Genomic DNA, 18073 nt, shown 5'->3' with positions numbered 1-18073 from the left:
AAAACAAAACGGCTGGCATTAACTGCCGCCCTAAAAAACAAAATGGCTGGCATTAACTGCCGCCCTAAAAAACAAAATGGCTGGCATTAACTGCCGCCCTCAAAACAAAACGGCTGGCATTAACTGCCACCCTAAAAAAATAAAGCCTGCTATCAGGCTAAAACTTGTTGTCGGTGGCGGTTTGAGTGATCAAACAGAGCCGTCAGCACTTGGTGATTATGCTCATGGCATACCAAGTCGGAGGGGAGTCCAGGCTCCAGGAGGACGATGGTCGCGTCATGTCGTTTTCATCAATGAATAAATAATGAATCGTGATCCGCACTCTTGCGACGTTCTCTCACAAGAACGGTGCCACGTCGGAGACGATATCAACCCACCCCCTTGCCTATTCAGGTCGGCGTTTTCGACGCTGAACGCCGTCTTGGCACGAGTGGGGGCATGAAATCATTAAATTCGGATTGTCGTCCTAAAGGTCAGCCGCAACATAGATGTTGAACGGTGTGCTGCGCCTATGGAATGACAGTCAATGAAAACGCCAATTCTTTGGCGCTTGCCAACAGAAACGCCTAACAGCTCGCGCTCACGGCCTACAGAGGCTTCAAGAAATTGAGGTTTCGACTCAACGAATTCAGCGCCAATGCCGCTGAACCTAACTCTAATCAAGTTGATGAAAACTTGAACCTTCAGCCGCCTCATAAGATGGCGGTCTGCAAGCGATCCGGGCACTTGTGAACCCTTCACTTCACAACACACGCTCGAACTCGGAACTGAGCTGCCGCCTTTGACGGCAGACGATAGCGTTCCTCACTCACACTACGACTGTATTTTTTGATCGCCTTTCGCGAGGCTTCGCATTGCCTGTCGCAATGTCCGTCCGCGTATGGGTTTCGATCGCCTTTTTGTCATTAAGGAACCGATATGTCATATCAACAACATGAAAAAAAACGTCATCGGGCCGCCAATTCAGGCGGCGTGCCAATTGACGCCTATCGCGCGAGCCTGACACTGGCCACCGCGATGAATGAACTTCGCCCCAAAGCGCGAGGCAAACGCCCTCATTCAAGCACCGAATTGACCCTGTTCCACCTGTACTTTCTCTACCTATGGATCACAGGCAGCCTCGAAGGGTTAACGGATGCAAAAGATATTCCAACGCTGGAATTAGTCACTGCGGCCGCTGACTGCCATGCGCATTGCCTGCGCCGAATTCGAACAAATGGCATTTCGTGGATCGAGTACGCCGTTGCCTATCCCTGTCAGGCCGGCACGCAATACCTCTGGCAACCGTTCCCAAGCGCGCTCAATCCCCTGTTTAGTTATTGGCTGACTCACCATGACGATGACTTGGCATTAACCCAAGAGCAAAAACAAGCACTGTTTGGGACACTCAAGGGGCGAAAGTGGCGGGCTCCAGCCCCCCTTCGCCACCACCACATGCTGCGCAAAGACCGCTTATTCTCGTACTTATCTCACGAAGCCAGCATCGACCCGTTTTTATCCACCCCGGCCAAAACCATATTGATCGGCCAGGCACACCATGGCAGTGCGATTGCCTATCAAAAACTGAGCAGCAATCACATTCGTTATGAGATTTTTTGCGCGCACAATCGATATTTAGGCCGTTTGGCCAGTGCCATCAATGAAAACCAACTTAGCCCGTATTGTGAATTAACCACCCCAGGCCGGCACTCCGCACACCCACTATTGAGTCAGACGATGACATTACCGGCCTACCTACAGCAAACGGGTGCGATCTGTGCCTATCACATGGAAATCACCGAGGGGACGCGCACTTATATCGAGATCCCCGCGACCTATTTTGGCTCTCATAAAGCGCTGGCGATGTCCGATCTCAACGTGTTTTTTCACTACCTACACACACAAGTGGCATCGCTCGCCCCGTTGAACCGTCACGATGACGAAGCGCTGCGACATTACCACAATGCAAAAGCATTGGAGCTGTCACTGCTCTTCGTTCTGCTGACGGGCACACGCCCGACCCACCACATCTCCATCGAACGCCAACACTGTTTTGATCTGCGCTTTGCGCTGATCAAAGACAAGGGGCGTTATCGCAGTATTGAGCTGTGTGATCACCTTAAAGAGAAAATTCAGCAATACCAAGTGCTGCAGCGTCGCACCCTAGACGCCCTTGAGCCGACGTCGTCCAACGCCAATCGACTGCTCTGGTATTGGATTAATGACGCCAACTGCACTCAACCTTGCCGCGCCAAACAACTGCGTCAGTTTATGGTGCAACACTGGCAGGCGTGCTTTGCCCAAACCCCGTCAATGACCGCGGCCAAATCGGTCGTTCCCTACCAGCTGCGCCACTCCTTTGCACAGCACGCGCTATTGGCCACCAACCCAAGACTGACCACGCAGCAAGTGGATAGCCTGATGGGACACAGCAACGTTGGCGAGCATTTGGGTGATCACTACAGTTTCTCTGCGGTTCATCACGTACTTAGCCATCATCTGGCGCAGTGGGCTCAGGCGTTGCAGCTTGACTCTGGCTCATCGATGGCACAACAGGAGAATTGAACATGGCCCATCCCGCTTTAAAGCACACCGGCGCAAAGCCGCTACATTCAGAGACGCACACGGTCGCGCAATTTTACGCGCAGCAATCGCTCAACCACGCACCATTAGACGAGCTCAGTGAGATCTTAAACAAAATAGACACATACAGCACGCACACCAGAGTACTTGAACAGTCTGAGTTAGCCGCAATGAATCACGACATTCACCTCATCCCCTCGGGGAGGCAAAGCGTGCTTAAGCAAGCGAGAGATGAAGTCTTACTGTATCTCCAGCAGCTTTGTGGTTGGCGTCTACCCGAAACCAAAACAAAGCAGTTTATTGACCACCAACACAATTCAATGGTGGCGATTTATCAACACAGTGAAATCGCCCACCTCATCTATCGTGCATATTGCCAAGCGCTGCCATTGCACGTCATGCAGCGCTCAGACATTAACGTTGCTTGGGTAGCGATCACATTAATGATGGACGTGGCACCGCTTCCCTTACACTATTGGGGCGAGCGTCTTATGGACCCAGAACCACTGGAGTGGGTGGACGGCATGCTGACCATCAGAATTACGCACCCCAAAAAGCTGTCCTATTTTGACGATGATGAACCGGTAAGTTTTACGCGCTACGCCATCCCCCCATTGGCAGCGAGAGCTTTTACCCACTGGCAGACACACGCACCACTCAACACCACAGAACACAAAGAGAAGAAACTGCTCGACGCCTTAAACCAGTGGCTGGTTGGTTACTATCCTGACCAACGTCCACTGAGTGCCCTCAACTGGCATCGAGCTTTACAAGCGTTATGGCTCCATCGCTACCGCTTACCCCCAGAAGTGCTCAACGACTTTTCCGATCCGCTGCGCCATGTCAGCCCCAGATCCCATGGCATTGCCGCATTGAATCGTCAGCAAATGGAGCACATCTTTGCTGAGCACGATCTGTGTTCAAACGAGATGGAGGGGGAACATCGAGCCAAGCGATCATTTCGACATTGGCCACATAAGACGCTGCTTAAATTCATTGACGGCCGCCGCGCAACGAGGCCCGCCCAGCCGCCATTCGATCGCCACAACCTTCTGCCTCGACTGGTGTATGACTATGTAGAAGAGCTGCACCGACTGGGCGGCGTAAAAAAAGGCACCCTGGCGGCGAGCAGCATTACACGCTATGCCAATGTGGCCACAGACCTTGTCTCACACCCGCTCTCCTATGAGGTTGCCACGCAAAAAAATACGCTTCAGGCGTGGGCGAACACCGTATATGGCGCATTACGAGACGAGCAATCCCAATGGTTTATGTATCGCTTTTTCCGATTTTTGACCCAGCAGGCGCTCACCTCTGAGCTGGATCTTCGAGTCTTTGACAAACCAGTTCGGCCAACAAAAGTGGATGCGTTGTCGCTGGGCGCAGAGGACGTTCACAGTCTGACGACAACCCTGTTGTCTGGCGGCGGCTCTCCATTGCAACGGCTATTCAGCAGTGTGGCCACGTTACTCGGTTATTATGGTGGCTTACGGCGAGGCGAAGTCCTGCGGCTCAGGATGAAAGATATTCGCTGTACTACCAGCAAAGGGGCCCATTTTGATGTTCGGATCACCCGTACCAGCGAAGGAGGTCCCAAAGGGGGGAAACCTCGTTGGGTGTACATGGTGCTCCCCGAGGCCGCGGCCAAGCTCATTCGATTGGTGATGTCACTCAAGCAAACCTGTCAGCCCAAAACGCCCTTTCTTGGTTTCATTGGTGAAAGCAAAAGTTCTCGTGAACGCCATTACCTTAAGCCGATATCCAAAGCCCTCAAAGCACGGTTTGGTAAACGCGCCCGATTTCATCACTTGCGCCATGCAGGGGCCACACTACTCTATCGCCAAGGGCTTCACCTTGCATGTGGACGTTTCAGCGAAGCCTCGATGAAAGGCGTTGAGCAGTCCATTACCACCCATTTGCTCGCAGAGTCCATGGTGAACGCCAGATTTCAATACTGGTTACAAGGCCGAGAATTTGGGCAAGTGAATAATGCGCTGCTGTTTGATGAAATTGGTCGCCAGTTGGGACACCAATATTATGCAACGACCCGACTGCATTATCTGCATGGCATGGAGTGGGTCACCCCATTTTTTGTGCCTCAACAGCGCCGCTATAGTCGTGCTGAGCTGCGCTATATCTTAGGTCTGTCCCCCCTCTCCAATGATGTTTCCCGCATCCTCACATCATTGGTGCCTGAATATGCCACCCTCTCGGTACCAGAGAAAAAGTCGTATCACCCAATACTGACTCATGAGCAACTCAACGGATTATTGATGGGACGGCTGAATGTCAGCAGGGTCTCCATGCCTCACCCTAACACCGACACGCAGTTCAATGATAACGATTGGATAACCCTATGGAATCACACCACTGAGCAACAAGCATTACGTTGCGCCAATCCGCAGCATGCCGAATTTATGTGGCAGACTCAGGCTTGCCTGCACATGTTGCACACTGGCCAACAGACGTTTGCCGCCATTAGCAAGGTGTGGCAAACATTCGGACAGCACAAACCGTTTCTCATCGAGAAAACCGCCCTCTCCGCGCTCAAAACACTGGGGCCTTTAATGCTGACACAGGCGCACACCTTCATCTTTGAAAGTCCGTGTAATCAGAAAACACAAAAAGCGCTGAATGCGCTTCGTTCAATCGGTATTGATGCTCCGCTCCATATGACGCTTCATCAAAACCGAAAACGCCTGGACAGTAAAAAGTGGGCGTTCATCCAACATCAGCTACTTAACTCCGGCGACACGGCAGAAAAACGCATCCACAACACAGGGAAAACCTACCTCACTTTGACGTTATCTGTGCCCAATCTCCCACTCGCTGCGCGACATGAATTTCGCCAGTGGTGGACACGTCATACTCAACCAAACTTATAAGGATAGCCGCATGAAAACATTAACTTTCCAACCTGAAACCCATGAAAGCATCACACACTTCACTCAACGCATCAGACATGGCGATCCCAACCCCTTTATTACGCTGGTGATCAGCCATCATGCTGACATTTCGATGATTGGCGGACCGAGCAGTGATCTCTGCCAAGTCACGATCCCCAAAGAAGACAATCCGGAACTTCCCGCAGGCTTCTGGTCGTTCAGCGCGACCGCCTTTCGCCAATACTGGCAAGGACAAGCAACAAAATTGCAGAAAAAAGAGCCCATCACACTCAAGGTCATAGATACACGCACTCCCTCCCACCTGACGCTCGAGGGGATCACTGACCTGAACTCGTTTCGCTATGCCGAGTCGCAACCTGCGTGTGAGCACCACCTCGCGTTTTATAACGCCATCAACACCAAATCCACGCGTACCTTAAAAACGGACCAAGCCATTGCAATCCTCAACACCGCTGAAACCTATGTGCCCTATCAAGTGTTTGAACTCAGTAAAGAAGACCGTATGGTACGCATTGAACGTGACAATGACATCTTGCCTTTTCCACTGCCTGACACGTTAGACGTGGACTTCAATATGACGTTAACCCCCGAGGCCATGGCATCAATGGCGTATTTGGCCCACTCGACCCACAAACCGACGCTGTCGATGTATTTAGATGATGAACAAGCCATTTTTAGCGATGGGATCACGACGCTGAGCCACTCACTGGCACCACTGCGCGCCTATCGTGAGAAACAGCAACAACACTACGAGCTGGAAGCAAAAATAGTGATCAATATCTTTGAGTTCAAAAAGGAGCTTCAAGACTTTAAAAACATTGAAGAAGTAAGTAAGGCTAATCAGGCGCTTCTTTATATTGCTTCTGAGAACGTTTATCTAGGCGCACTCTCAAGTGCGGGCAGCGTTATGCGTCTGCACACAGCGGATATTAGCGTCACCCACCCACACGTTTATGCCGTGAACCTCAATGCCATCACTAAAGTAAAAATTAAAGATATTACCGGTGCAAAGGCAATCAAGCTGACTGTGTTGAAAAATACGCATGGTGAGCGAAAGTTGGGGTTTCATAATGATAAAGACAAAGAACACCCCTATGTTAGCGTGCCGTTGGAATTGGCGACCTCAAAACTGGCTGAACTGAAGCAGCGTATTGAGGCCGAAAAAGAGCTTGAGCAGGATCTCTCTGGCAAGCAAGCCGATATGATCGGCTTTGATGATGTTTGACCGTTTTGTACCTGATGAAAAATAATGGGGCGCAAACACTGGACAAACATCCAGCTGCAACTATAGTATTAAGTGACCTTTCATCCAATAAAGGGGGATTGATTTCAATTTCCTTTTATTGGACTGAAGACTTGAGAGGTGCCGAGGTTTCTCGGGATTTCGAAGAGAGAAAGACAAGCAGTTGGGATAGGAAGGCGGCAACCTCCCTACCCCGTACCGGCTGCGCAGCGTTTAACCCACCCCAGCCGATGGCACGATTCTAGCGAATTCCATCGGTGAGGGACAGATCTATTTAGCGATCTGACACCGATGGAGACCACTATGGCTCATATTCGCATCCGCCCTAACGGGCGCATTCAATTCGATCTGCACTTGTACGGACAGCGTTTTCGTGAAGGCACTAAGCAGATGGCCACCCCAAAAAACCTCAAGATCGCGCAGGCGACCCTGAAACAAATGAACGCGGAAATCGATTTAGGGACATTTCAGTACCGCGATTATTTTCCGCACAGCAAAAAAGTCGCCACTTTTGAGGCGCTGCAACGCGCCAAATGCCCCGATCACCTTTATCCTTTTTTTGATGTCTACGCCAAGCAGTGGTATGAGCGCCAAAAGGCCAACTGGAAACCCAGTTATCAACGTGTGGTCTGGAACACCTTAGAATGCTACCTCCTCCCTGAGTTTGGTAACACACTGGTATCCGAAATCAGCCTGTCTCAAGTGGATTTCTTTCGTCAGTTTTTGAAAGAGTGCACCAAAAGCGGTGGCTCAAGAAAACTGACCAACAAACGCATTAACAATATTCTCTGGCCATTGATTGCCATCGTCAGTTTGGCCGCCGAAGAGCTCAAATTTGATTACCCCTTTCGCCGTTATAAATCGCTTCGAGAAGAGAAGGCCGAGTCCAAACCGCTGACCGCTGAAGAAGTGCACCACTTTCTGGCGTGTGTGGATGCGCACTGGCGAGATTATTTCCAGCTACGATTTTGGACAGGCATGCGAAGCTGTGAAGTACACGGACTGTGCTGGGAGCACATTGATTTTGATCACCGTCTGATCCGAATACGACAAAATCTGGTCAATGGGGCTGTATGTGATGTGAAAACGCCGAAATCCCGACGTGATTTAGTCATGAACGATACGCTTTATGAGCTGTTCCTACGCCAAAAAAACAGCCCTTATACCAGTGATACGTTTGTGTTCACCAATAGGAAAGGCCAGGGCTTAGACACCCACTGGGTGAGTAAAAAAATTTGGCATCCAACGCTTGGCAAAGCGGGGCTTAAAAAGCGCCGCGCCTACGAAACCCGACACACAGCTGCCGTGCTCCATATTGCTGCTCATGAGAACCCACTTTATATCTCTCATATGCTTGGGCACAGTGATACTCAACTCTTGTTCGACGTGTATGCGCCTTATGTCGCTAACGCTTCTCGTATTGATGGGCAAGCGTTCACTGCCATGATGTCAGGAGGCGCACAATGACGATCCTCACCTTTGAGAAACCCGAGCATTTTCTGAAAAGCCTCACACAACACCAACAAATCGCCGCTTTTGCGCTCGGGGGGCAGAACCCTAAAGTTTATGTACATTTAAAGGCAACTGGGATACCTCAAGCACTCGCACACCAACAGGCGATTGAGAGGCTAGCGAACCATTTCTATCAAACACTCAGGTACAAGCCCGATTGTCAACGTGCACTGGATCGTCATCATGCTTTGGTTGTTGAGAACGTGCCTATCATGTGTGAGGATGTCGAACTGCACCTAAAATACCCTGAGCTTCCGCTCGTCAAATATTACTCTGCGATCCAATATGCGAATAATCAAGTGGATATCATCGAAATTTGGGATCGTCATTTCAGTCTGTCTCGGGCGTTATGCTTTGCCATACACCACAAGCTCATAGAGCCTAAATCGCAAATTGGGTATACCCATGATATGGTGCTTGTTGAATTGTCAAACCAAAAGCAGAGCTTTTGTTATATTCAAAACAGCGTACCCCTTTGTTTTCATGTCGGGCAATTTCAATATTTACAATTACCCTTGCCCTGGACTACATCCCTCTAACAGGACCGTACGTATGGGTCTCGTATACGGCTCATGCATACTCCATATCACCTCGATTGGAGGCACTATGCTAATCTTAGGATCATGTGTTGTGCGCTTTGTGGGAACAGTTTGTTGTTTTCAACATTGTTGGTAACTTTCATTGCAGGATTTGGCATTCTGACTATTAGCCAGTGACGCCCTTGCCATTCGGATTACCTTTCCTTTGGTCACTATGACTCCACTTTCTTTCAAATGGAGGGTGGGTGTAGCTTTGCTGGGCAAACAACGACGAGGGCTCCCACATGGGAGCCCTCGTATTGATGTTGCATTTTAACTAGCCTTTGCCACAGGTCACGTATGTAAACATCGCTGTTTCCCAAAATTGCGATTTTCTTCGTCTATTCGTTCATACACTTTTCCCATAACAACAAAAATTGAATATTGGCAACTTATCACTCCTAACCCCTACTGAATAAGATAATTAGATAGATACTTCAAATCGAGCTTTTGGAGTTATAGAATTTGAGCTAAAATTAGTCGATATAATGAAAATAACCGTTGGCTAAATTATGTTCCTCGAGCTTAGTTTTATCTTTTTTTCTTCATTTACAACTCTATTCTTGATGCGAAAAATAGCAAAAAGAATTGGTCTTGTAGACAAACCAAATGCCAGAAAACTGCATGATGGTGCAATTCCTTTGGTAGGTGGGATTTCCATTTGCCTAGTGCTGGCGCAGTACTTAACTTTTAGGCCTGAAGCAATCGAACATAGCTGGCTGTTCTTGTTATGTATTGCTGTCCTTACTTTTGTCGGTGCCGTTGACGATAAAATAGATTTGAGCTTTAAAGTTCGTATGGGAGTTCAAGCCATTTTATCGATTATAATGATGAAAGTTGCTGATATTGAGCTACATAGCTTAGGCAATTTGTTCGGAATCGGTGAGATATCATTAGGTTTGGGGGGGACATTAGTTACCATTCTGGCTGTCATTGGAGCGATTAATGCGTTTAACATGGTGGATGGTATTGATGGCTTGTTGGGTGGACTATCTATCGTAACTTTTGGTGCCATTGCACTCTTGCTACAAGTAGACAGTCAGCACGGTTTAGCTTACCTATGCGTTGTCATTATTGTAGCGATGCTGCCTTATATCTTTATGAACTTGGGAGTACTGGGACGAGAGCGTAAGGTATTTATGGGAGACGCCGGTAGTATGATGATTGGCTTTACTGTCATTTGGTTACTTTTAGGAGTAAGCCAAACGGAAGGCACTTCACTTATGCGCCCAGTAACTGCACTTTGGCTTATTGCAGTACCATTAATGGACATGGCAGCAATTATGATTCGCCGAGTTAGAAGAGGCGATTCCCCATTTAAACCGGACAGAGAACATTTGCATCACATTTTCCAGCGTTTAGGCTTAGGCCCAAGACAAACGCTAGTTGCTATATGTTTGATCGCCGCAATGTATGCGTCATTCGGAATTTATGGTGAGGCAACAAACATTCCTGAAGTAATAATGTTTATGCTATTTATTGCCTGCTTTATAGTTTACTCTGTTGTCTTGGCGTATATCTGGAAAATAACTCGCTTTATCCGTGCTAAGTTAGGAAAGGACACCCGCGTAAACGATACTTCTTTTGCAAAATAGTGCCGCCCCGCTTAGAAGCCCGGCGCGCTCCGCCCAAAAACCTCGCTACATAAGTGGGTTAGCCCGCCCCTTGTTTTAGGGTGAGACACAATTGTCCGCCAATCGCAGCGTTTGAGACAGATGCGCCGCCCTCAAATCGGGGGCCTCCTGGCGATCTCTCTATGCTCCTAACGTCCCCAGCAAAGGAAAGCGCCCAGCCCACCTTTTTTTGCCACAATCTCTCAATATTGAAGCCACTTTTACTCACATATGAGATCAATCGCACATTACCTATACAATTATCCCCCGTTCCTCCCTTGACGAAAAACCCACCAATGCGCCTATAATAAAACCCAACATATTGAGCTCGAAAGACAAATAACACACCATATATAGAATCAAACAGTCCTCTAAACATACCAGTGGCCCAAAAGCACCGCGTGACGATGTGAGACGCTTTCTCCTCCTTTTGGACTCTGGACGCAACAGGCTTGGTATTGGACAACAAGAGGCAATCGATGAGAGACTCAGAGCAACGAAAAAAAGCGGAGCGAAAACGAAACGCAGGAGGGGTCGCCCCGAATGCGAAACGTCACGCCTTAAAGCTGCTGGCCGCCATTATACGTCTCAAGCAGCGATTCTCCGTTCAGGTTGCCCCCCACCTTGATGCCAACCTGACCAATACCGAGAAAATCTCTCCGCTGGACAGAGCGCTGCTGCTCTTTCTCTACCTGTGGCTGATCAATCGCTTGCCTCATTGCCACTCGATTGAAGATATCCCCGATCTTCGCTTAGTCAGTGGCCGTGACGATTGCGACGCGTATCGCCTGAGAAAGATACGAAAAACCGCGCCCAGCTGGGTAGAATACGCGATGCCCCATCGCACACCGCAAGGCACCGAATGGCGCTGGCAGCCCATCCCAAACGGTCTCAATCACTGGTTCGTGGGTGCCCTCGCCCACACCAAGGCGAACAGCCAGGCGTGGCACATGAGTGAGGATGAAAAACGCGCGTTCTTGAGATTTCTTCAGACAAAATGGCGCACGCCCGTTGCCTTAAAGGGGTACGACATGATGCGGCGCGATCATTTTTATCACTATATTGACTCAATGCTGCATCGCGATCCGCACGTGTCTGTGTGCACCAAATACAGCGCACTTCAGGACAAGTCGCCGCATCATAATAGCGCGCCCGCTTATCAGAGCAGTAATACCAACGCCGTTCGTTATGAGCTTTTTCATGCCCAAGGTCGCTATCTTTCTCGGCTACACCAAGCCATGCCGAGTGACTTACTGGCGCTGTTTTGCGCGCCCGAGCCCGTCACCGGCAACGATGCGCCGCTGGTCAAAGCCCAGTCATCGGTTCCTGCCTATTTGGCCACGCCCGGAGAGATTGTTGCCTTTCGCTACGCGATCACTGATTCGACGCGCGAGTATCTTCCGATACCGGCTCAGCCGATTGGATCGACTCGACAGCTTTTGGTTAATGACGTTCGCCAATTTTTCGCCCGACTTGCCAACCAAGGCCGAGCACTGGAGAAAAAAAGACACACCACCGCCTCACTGCGTGAGCTTCACAACTTCCGCGCTTATGAACTGGCGCTGCTACTGATCACGCTCACAGGGACTCGGCCCACCCACGCGATTTCGCTTGAGAAAGCGCTGTGTTTTGATCGGCGTTCAGCGCTGGTGTTCGATAAAGGCATTTATCGAACCTTGTATTTATGCCCCGCCTTTGAACGTACCCTCCGTCGTTATCTCAGCCTACAGCGCCAGCTGGCCGACATGACGGGGATTGTGTTGGAGAGCCCCTACCTTTGGCTTACCGTGACCGAGGCGATGAGCATTGCGCACCTCAATGCCCAATCACTTCGCCAGTTTATGAGTTCAACGTGGCAGAGCGTGAACCCGAGCGAGCGTGTCGTGCCTTATCAGCTTCGCCATTTTTTTGCCCAGCATGCACTGAACTCGCTTGATCCTGTATTAACCGCCGGAGACATCGATAGGCTCATGGGGCATGCAAATTTCGGCGAGCAGCTCGGCAGCGATGTGCTGTTTCCCGCCAAGCAGCGCAAGCTGCACCGCTTTCTCGATAAGCTACCCGATTTTTTGCACCTATCTGAGCCGATGGAGGAGTACGATGTCACACACCACGCTGCGCGCTGACGCGATTACCGAGTTCCATGATAATTTGGGGTTGCCATGCGCCGCAAAAGCGGATCTTTGCTGGGTATGTGAACAGATTGAAGCGTTTGAATTACCCACGCGTGCGCTCAGCGTGCCGCAGCTTAACGCTCTCAATACTCGTATCCGTCAATTTGTCACCGGTCTTCAGCGCCACCTCAAGGCAGCGCTCGATCAAACCCTGCATTATCTCAAAGAGCGTTGTGAGTGGGAGCTACCGGCCGTACAAACGCCCGTCTTTAAGGATACCCAGCAGCAATGGCTGCTCTCCATTCTCAAACAAAGCGCGGCCGCCAGTTCGCTCCTGCACGCCTATCACGCGCAGCGAGACTCTTTTGTGCGTGAGCGCTGGGAGGAAATGGGCTGGCTTTTGCTTGTACTTAACATTGAGGTGGCGCCACTGCCCCTACTATATTGGCAGCGCATCTTAACCTCTCCCGAGTCCATTGAATGGTTTGAAGGCCGCATGACACTCACCGTGGAACACACGCAAGCACTGGCCAACTTTACCAGCAAAGAGCAACCGAGCTTTACGCGCTATCCACTGAGCCTCGTTGCCTACAAAGTCTTACTATCCTTTTATCTTCACCCTCCCTTTAAACACCTTACGACGACAAGCCTCACGCGTGCGCTCAATGCCTGGTGCGAAGGCGTGCCCTATTGCATGCCGCCAAGATCAGACCAAGACTGGCATAAACTCTTTCAGGCCATCTGGTATCACCATCACGCCCTTCCCGTGCCTCTTTTGCGTGATTTTAGCGATCCTGAGCGTCACGTCGCGACACTTGAGTGTGCGCATCAAAGGCAGGCACGTGCGTCCACAAAGGCCTCAACGCCGTCCCCCAGCGCGCGGGTTCCCCTCCTATCAACGCCTTCAGAGGGCAAAGCCAGCTCCCCTACTTCCCCTTCCCGTTCATGGCCACACAAAGCGCTTATTCGTGCCTTAAAGCAGCAAAGCAAGAAAAACCGATTGCCGCCCACACTGGGCAGTGACAATGTCCTGCCATGGTTTTTTTATCATTTTGCGGACTCATTGCATCGTGAAGGCGGCGTCATCAAAAAGACGCTTGGGGCCGACACCATCGACCGTTATACCAACTTTTATTCGCAGCTTTCGCCTTTGTCACTCAAAGACGCCAGCGATCCTGAAGCACTGCCTCGCTGGGCTCGTGATCAATTTGAACGGATAACGGACAAGACGACCCCTTGGCATCTCTTCAATTTTTTACGTTTCATGACACACATTGAGTTCACCGACCACCTTGATCTGTCGCAGTTTGAGCGCCCGACACTGCCAAGCCAAGTCGATCCTTTTCGCCTCAGTGCCCAAGAGGTGCACGACGTGGCTATGGCGCTGCTCCGTGACGATCAAAGCGGCGCTCTTGATGGCCTGTTTTCCGCCACTGCCGTTTTACTGGGTTACTATGCGATGCTGCGACGGGGAGAAATGCTAAGACTTCGCCTTGGTGACATCAGCTATCATGAGCATGACAAACAGCGCTTTGAGCTCATCATCACTCGAACCAAGGAAGGGGCACCCAAAGGCAATAAAACGCGCATCACGCACGCCTACCTACCTGAGGTCTGTGCCAAACTGATACGCGCCGTCATTAAGCTCAAAGCGCAGTGCCCTCCCGACACGCCGCTGCTCGGTTATGTAGGGGAAAGCTTCGCGCAGCGAGATCACTATTACCTTTACCCTGTCAGCCAGCGGCTTAAAGCGCACTTTGGCCCACAGATCCGTTTTCACCATTTAAGGCACAGCGGCGCCGAGCTTCTCTACCTGCAAGGGCTGCATCTTGCCTACCAACGAAGCGGTGAGCACCTTCAAGGCATTCTTGAATCCACCACGCTGAGCCTGCTCACCCCACAGGCATGCCAGGCCCGCTTCGATTTTTGGCTGGAGGGACGCGCCTTTGATGACGTCAATGATGGCATTTTACTGGACGTTATTGGCGATGAAATCGGTCATACTTACTACAGCACGACTCGAAAGCACTACCTGCATGACATGGTCAAGGTGGGGCTGCTCATCTCTCCCCACAGGCGAGTGTATCACCGTGACGAACTTCGCTATCTGCTCGGCATGTCACCGGGTTCTAACGATATCTCGCGCGTATTGAATACGCTCGAGCCCAATTACGCGCTGATGACCAATGAGCAAAAAAAGCGGTGTTCGCTCTCGCTGCGTGACGCGCAACTCATTACGCTGGTTTGTGACTCGACGACGCGCCAGGCCAAAGCCCTTAGCCAGGACATCGCCACTTATCGCAACGCGGCGTTACCTAAGCCGCCGTGCTGGGATGAGAATACGCTGATCAAAGCGTGGCTCAGCACACTTGATGCGCAATCCCACGCCCTTACCCCGTTTTCACCCTTCACCAAGCGCTCGCTCTCGTTACGTCCAGGACAACCGGTCGCGTTCCTCACGCTCAGTGAACAATGGCTCGCGATGGCGCGAGGTGACGTGTTTCGATTTGACCGAAAAGCCAGAACGCAGCTTCGCGCTCTGGGCCGCGCCACGGTAGGCGCGACAAAAGCGCCAGATGGTCAAGCGTATTTGACGCTGTCCTTTGACTGTCGCTGCAATGACAAAACGCGCAAGGCCTACCTGGCCTTGTTCCATCACGGCCCACTTCAGCGCTGCAACGCCGAACTCACGCTATATCAAAATCGCAAACAAAAAGCACGCAGCCCGAAGCTAGACAAGCTCAACGCTGAGTTTGCGCGCCCACACGATCGGGTCAAACGCCTCATTGTGCCGGCCGGCGATACTCGTCTGGTTATTACGGTTCACACGCGTGTGCCAGCGCAGGACTTACAAGACTCACTGCAAACCTATTTCGATCACCTCACGCACAACAAACAAAAGGATGCCGTCTATGCCTAGTTTATCTATCGACCCAAAGCACCATGAGAATGTCCAGCATCTCCTTGCTCCCATAGCCAAAAGGGACTCTACGGCTCTGCTCACGTTTATTATTGATAAAACTCATGCCTATGTGATCGGTGGCCTTCTCGATGCGCTTCAATACATCACGCTGCCGATAGAGCGCGACTGGAAACTCAAACCTGGTCAATGGAGCCTCAATGCCAGCAGCTTTAAAGAATACTGGGCATTGCAAAGTCCGCTACGAGCGCAAAAGCAGACCATTACGATACAGTTAAACTACGATCAATATCGCACCCTGCCGCAAATAGACACCCTGACCGAACGAAAATCGCGGCTGTATATTCAGTCAATTGAAGCGTTAGACGCGCACCTTAACTTTTTTGCGCGTCATCACGATACCTTTTTTAAGCCGATTCAAGAGTCCAGCGGTCATCGTGAGCCCACCCGTGAGATATTAAACACGCTCGATGTCGCTGACACTTATCGCATTTGATCCATATGAGCTAGAAAAGGGAAAATCCAGCATTCGTATTGAGCGTGGTGGCAACATCCACTCTTATGCGCTGCCCGAGGAATTTGTGCCAAATTGTAACTTACTGCTCAACAAAGAAAGCGTGGATACGTTAAGACACCTGTGTGAAACCACGGACTCTGACGAGATCCAGATCTATACCGATGACGAGTGTGCGATCTTCTCCGATGGTCAGCGTTATTTCACCAGTTCACTCAAGTCGCTACGCGAGTATCAAAAAAAGCAAGAGGTCGCGTATCACACCGAGTTTCGTCTCGTGGTCGACATCCACCGGTTTAAAGAAGAAATCAAAAGCTACCGCGCCATAGCTTTAGTGAAACAAGCCAATGAAGCGCTGCTTCTGGTGAGTCGAGATCGTGTGATGCTCGCCGGCCTGACGCTGGAGACCGGCGAAAATGCCTTTCTCAACGTCAAAGACATCAAACACAAACACGACATGGTGCATCGCATCAATTTAAGTGAGCTGGCGAACGTGGGGATAACGGACATCACGTCGGCTAAGCAGATCAAGCTTGCGCTACTCAAAAATGCGAGCGAAAGCGTGTATAAGCTTGGCTTTTATAATGATGTGAAAGGCGAGCACCCTTACGCGTACGTCGACGATGTCGCCCCCGCACCCGATAAGCTCTCACTGGTCCTAGACGCCAAAAACAAACTAGAGGCACAGCTCGAAGGCAAAGTGGATGATGAAACGGCTCAGATTGACATGGTAGGCTATGACGACATTTAACATTTATCGCAAAAGTACTGGACAAAAACCCAGCACCCGATATGGTAATTGATGAGATTTTCACCAATAGTGGCTAAAAACGCACTACTCGAAAATCAGATAAGCAGTTGGGATAGGAAGGCGGCAACCTCCCTACCCCGTACCGGCTGCGAGGACGTTTAAACCGACCCAGCCGATGGCACGATTCTAACGAATTCCATCGGTGAGGGACAGATCTATTTATGGATCCCACACTGATGGAGGCCAGCATGGCGCACATTCGTATTCGCCCAAACGGGCGTATTCAATTCGATCTGCATTTATACGGTCGCCGCTTTCGTGAAGGTACGAAGCTGATGGCGACACCGAAAAACCTCAGTCAAGCCAAAGCCCTTCTCAAGCAGATGAATGCTGAGATTGACCTCAACACCTTCCAGTACCGCGACTATTTCCCTGACAGTAAAAAGGTGCCCCTCTTTGAAACGCTGCAACGAGAAAAACACCCTGACCGTCTCTATCCGTTTTTCGATGATTTTGCCAATCAATGGTTTGACCGCCAAAAAGGCAAATGGAAAAGCAGCTATCAAAATACGGTGCGCAACACCCTCGACCGTTATCTTATTCCCGCCTTTGGTAATACGCTCATAAATGAAGTGACGTTAGCGAATGTGGAGTTCTTTCGAGAAACTCTCATCAACCAACTGGACGACAAGGGCAATCGCAAGCTCTCAAATAAACGTATCAACGGCATCTTTTGGCCGCTGGTCTCCATTTTAGGCCTCGCCGCCGATGAGCATCAATTTACCTACCCGCTTCGCCGCTATAAAACGCTCAAAGAAGAAAAAGCCGATTCTCACCCGATGACCCTACAGGAGGTTCAGCATTTTCTGGTGACGGTGCCTGCTGAATGGCGCGACTATTTTATTGTCCGTTTCTGGACCGGGATCCGTAGCTGTGAAATTCATGGCCTGCACTGGGAGCACATCGACTTTGACCACCGACTCATTCGTGTTCGTCAGAACCTGGTCAATGGCGAACTGGGCGAAGTCAAAACCCCGAAATCACGCCGAGAACTAAAAATGTATGACACCCTATTGGAGGTATTCACCCGTCTAAAAGCCCAAAAAACGGATGACTCCCCCTTTGTGTTCACACACCAAGGAAAACCGCTCGACACCCACTTCGTGAGCAAAAGCCTTTGGTACCCGACCCTCGAAAAAGCCGGGCTTAGACGCCGACGTCCCTATGAAACCAGACATACCGCCGCCGTGCTTCATATCGCCGCACACGAAAACCCGCTTTATATCCGAGATTCCGCAGCCAATTTAGGAATAAACTGCTTCATACAGAACACCAAGAAGCTTAAGCAGCCGAGTCTGAT

Annotated in this window: 11 protein-coding genes; all 11 read left to right on the top strand. The window is 50.4% G+C overall.

Features of this window, described 5'->3' with window-relative positions; genetic code table 11:
• Nucleotides 1-918 precede the first annotated feature (918 nt).
• Nucleotides 919-2544 carry a site-specific integrase gene (locus R7Z77_RS12770; RefSeq protein WP_318136697.1) on the top strand — a complete coding sequence of 542 codons (1626 nt, stop codon included), beginning with the start codon at nucleotides 919-921 and terminating at the stop codon, nucleotides 2542-2544.
• Nucleotides 2545-2546: 2 nt separating this feature from the next.
• On the top strand, nucleotides 2547-5447 hold the full coding sequence (locus R7Z77_RS12765) for a tyrosine-type recombinase/integrase (protein ID WP_253644123.1): 2901 nt from the start codon (nucleotides 2547-2549) through the stop codon (nucleotides 5445-5447).
• 10 nt (nucleotides 5448-5457) lie between these two features.
• Nucleotides 5458-6693 carry a hypothetical protein gene (locus R7Z77_RS12760; RefSeq protein WP_253644124.1) on the top strand — a complete coding sequence of 412 codons (1236 nt, stop codon included), beginning with the start codon at nucleotides 5458-5460 and terminating at the stop codon, nucleotides 6691-6693.
• Nucleotides 6694-7014: 321 nt separating this feature from the next.
• Nucleotides 7015-8178 carry a tyrosine-type recombinase/integrase gene (locus R7Z77_RS12755; protein WP_253644125.1) on the top strand — a complete coding sequence of 388 codons (1164 nt, stop codon included), beginning with the start codon at nucleotides 7015-7017 and terminating at the stop codon, nucleotides 8176-8178.
• Nucleotides 8175-8762, top strand: a complete 588-nt coding sequence (locus R7Z77_RS12750; RefSeq protein ID WP_253644126.1) for a hypothetical protein — start codon at nucleotides 8175-8177, stop codon at nucleotides 8760-8762. Before R7Z77_RS12755 ends, R7Z77_RS12750 begins: the two co-directional genes overlap by 4 nt.
• 551 nt (nucleotides 8763-9313) lie before the next feature.
• Nucleotides 9314-10396, top strand: coding sequence for a UDP-N-acetylglucosamine--undecaprenyl-phosphate N-acetylglucosaminephosphotransferase (gene wecA, locus R7Z77_RS12745; RefSeq protein ID WP_318136696.1), 1083 nt, complete (start codon nucleotides 9314-9316; stop codon nucleotides 10394-10396).
• A 497-nt stretch (nucleotides 10397-10893) separates the two neighbouring features.
• Nucleotides 10894-12540 carry a site-specific integrase gene (locus R7Z77_RS12740; RefSeq protein WP_253644128.1) on the top strand — a complete coding sequence of 549 codons (1647 nt, stop codon included), beginning with the start codon at nucleotides 10894-10896 and terminating at the stop codon, nucleotides 12538-12540.
• Nucleotides 12515-15448: a site-specific integrase gene (locus R7Z77_RS12735; RefSeq protein ID WP_318136695.1), complete on the top strand. Its 2934-nt coding sequence runs from the start codon at nucleotides 12515-12517 to the stop codon at nucleotides 15446-15448. The genes R7Z77_RS12740 and R7Z77_RS12735 overlap by 26 nt, the downstream gene beginning before the upstream one ends.
• Entirely contained in the window at nucleotides 15441-15944 is a 504-nt protein-coding gene (locus R7Z77_RS12730) for a hypothetical protein (RefSeq protein WP_318136694.1), read from the top strand. The genes R7Z77_RS12735 and R7Z77_RS12730 overlap by 8 nt, the downstream gene beginning before the upstream one ends.
• Entirely contained in the window at nucleotides 15919-16713 is a 795-nt protein-coding gene (locus tag R7Z77_RS12725) for a hypothetical protein (protein WP_318136693.1), read from the top strand. Before R7Z77_RS12730 ends, R7Z77_RS12725 begins: the two co-directional genes overlap by 26 nt.
• Before the next feature lie 248 nt (nucleotides 16714-16961).
• The coding region (locus tag R7Z77_RS12720) for a tyrosine-type recombinase/integrase (protein ID WP_318136692.1) at nucleotides 16962-18073 on the top strand (1112 nt) is incomplete at its 3' end.

This window comes from Vibrio sp. 1401 (genome assembly GCF_033340295.1).
The sequence above is the reverse complement of the archived record's forward strand: the minus strand, read 5'-3'. Positions and strand labels throughout refer to the sequence as shown.

Coding starts and splice junctions, on each gene's coding strand:
- R7Z77_RS12725 (WP_318136693.1), top strand. CDS start 15,919: ATGTCGCTGACACTTATCGCATTTGATCCATATGAGCTAGAAAAGGGA.
- R7Z77_RS12740 (WP_253644128.1), top strand. CDS start 10,894: ATGAGAGACTCAGAGCAACGAAAAAAAGCGGAGCGAAAACGAAACGCA.
- R7Z77_RS12760 (WP_253644124.1), top strand. CDS start 5,458: ATGAAAACATTAACTTTCCAACCTGAAACCCATGAAAGCATCACACAC.
- R7Z77_RS12755 (WP_253644125.1), top strand. CDS start 7,015: ATGGCTCATATTCGCATCCGCCCTAACGGGCGCATTCAATTCGATCTG.
- R7Z77_RS12730 (WP_318136694.1), top strand. CDS start 15,441: ATGCCTAGTTTATCTATCGACCCAAAGCACCATGAGAATGTCCAGCAT.
- wecA (WP_318136696.1), top strand. CDS start 9,314: ATGTTCCTCGAGCTTAGTTTTATCTTTTTTTCTTCATTTACAACTCTA.
- R7Z77_RS12750 (WP_253644126.1), top strand. CDS start 8,175: ATGACGATCCTCACCTTTGAGAAACCCGAGCATTTTCTGAAAAGCCTC.
- R7Z77_RS12770 (WP_318136697.1), top strand. CDS start 919: ATGTCATATCAACAACATGAAAAAAAACGTCATCGGGCCGCCAATTCA.
- R7Z77_RS12765 (WP_253644123.1), top strand. CDS start 2,547: ATGGCCCATCCCGCTTTAAAGCACACCGGCGCAAAGCCGCTACATTCA.
- R7Z77_RS12735 (WP_318136695.1), top strand. CDS start 12,515: ATGTCACACACCACGCTGCGCGCTGACGCGATTACCGAGTTCCATGAT.